The following is a 1,856-nucleotide window of genomic DNA, read 5'->3' as shown; positions in this document are numbered from 1 at the left end:
GAGCGCGCCGCGGTGTGTGATGTGGGCGGGCAGTCGGCGTTTCGGGTGGTGTTGGTCCGGATTGGGGCCGATCGGCATCGGTTGGTGTTGACCAATCATCACATTGTGATGGATGGCTGGTCGTTGCCGATTGTGTTGCGGGAGGTGTTCGCGAGTTATTACGGGCAGCGGTTGGCGGCGCCGGTGCCGTATCGCAGTTTTGTGAGTTGGTTGGCGGGGCGTGATGTGGCGGCGGCGCGGGTGGTGTGGGGGGAGGTGTTGGCCGGGTTTGATGTCCCGACGTTGGTGGGTCGGCCGGGGCGGTTGGAGTTGGGTGGGCGGTCGGTGGTGTCGTGTCGGGTTGCGGTGGAGCTCACGCGGGCGGTGGGGGAGTTGGCGCGTGCGCAGCACACGACGGTCAATGTGGTGTTGCAGGGGGCGTGGGCGCAGTTGTTGATGTGGTTGACCGGTCGTGTTGATGTGGCGTTTGGGGTGGCGGTGTCGGGGCGGCCGGCTGAGGTGGTGGGTGCGGAGTCGATGGTGGGGTTGTTGATCAACACGGTGCCGGTGCGTGCGCGGATGGGTGCGGCGATGAGCACGGTGGAGTTGTTGGCGCAGTTGCAAGATGCGCATAACGCGACGGTGGAGCATCAGCATTTGGCGTTGTCGGGGATTCATCGGGTGGCGGGTCTGGATCAGTTGTTCGACACGTTGTTTGTGTTCGAGAACTATCCGATTGATACGGGTGCGCCGTTGGGGGTGGATGGGTTGGCGATTGCCGGGTTCACGGCGCGGGAGTACACCCATTATCCGTTGGCGGTGCAGGCCCGGCCGGGTCGTGAGTTGGATTTTCGGGTGGAGTTCGATACCGGGGTGTTCGACGCGGCCGGTGTCGAGACGTTGATGGATCGTCTGCAACGAATATTGCAGGCAATGGTGCTGGATCCGGCCCGGGCATTGTGCTCGATCGGGGTGCTCGATGCGGCCGAGCATGCCCGGCTGGAGGCGTGGGGTAACCGGGCGGTGCTGGACCGGCCGGTGTCGCAGGCTGATTCGATTCCGGTGTTGTTCGCGCAGCAGGTGGCGCGGGCTCCTGAGGCGGTGGCGCTGACGTGCGGGCAGCGGTCGTGGACGTATCGCGAGCTGGATGAGGCGGCGAACCGGTTGGCGCATCTGTTGGTTGGCCACGGGGCGGGCCCGGGGCAGCGGGTGGGGTTGCTGTTGCCGCGCTCGGCGGAGGCGGTTGTGGCGATGGTGGCGGTGCTGAAGTCCGGGGCGGCGTATGTGCCGATTGATCCGGGGTTGCCGCAGCCGCGGATCGGGTTTGTGCTCGGCGATGCCGCCCCGGTGGTGGTGGTGACCACCGCGGATTTACGTCCGCGATTGGGCGGGGGTGGCGTGGCGGTCCTCGAGGTGGATGATCCGGGGGTTCAGGACTGTCCGTGCACCGCGCTGCCGGCGCCGGCGGTGGGGGATGTGGCGTATTTGATGTACACCTCGGGCACGACGGGGGTGCCGAAGGCGGTGGCGGTCACGCACGGCAATGTGGCGCAGTTGGTGGCGTCGGTGGGGGCGTATCTGGCGGGGGCGGGGGTGTGGTCGCAGTGGCATTCGTATGCCTTCGATGTGTCGGTGTGGGAGGTTTTCGGGGCGCTGCTGGGGGGTGGGCGCCTGGTGGTGGTTCCCGGGGTGGTGGCGGGCTCGCCGCAGGATTTCCATGCCCTGCTGGTGGCTGAGCGGGTCACGGTGGTGTGTCAGACCCCGTCGGCGGCGGCGGTGTTGTCGCCGGGGGGGTTGGGGTCGGCGGCGTTGGTGGTGGCTGGTGAGGCGTGTCCGGTGGAGGTGGTGCAGCGGTGGGCGCCGGGTCGGGTGATGCT

General features: G+C 67.3%; 1 protein-coding gene. It reads left to right on the top strand.

Annotated features, from left to right (window positions below):
* A partial coding sequence (locus tag OQ789_RS25570) for an AMP-binding protein (protein ID WP_324689182.1) occupies positions 1 to 1,856 on the top strand: 1,856 nt, incomplete at both ends.

This window comes from Mycobacterium sp. 94-17 (assembly GCF_035617725.1).
GTDB lineage: Bacteria > Actinomycetota > Actinomycetes > Mycobacteriales > Mycobacteriaceae > Mycobacterium.
Note: the sequence above shows the minus strand (reverse complement) of the source record. Positions and strands in the feature narration are given on the sequence as shown.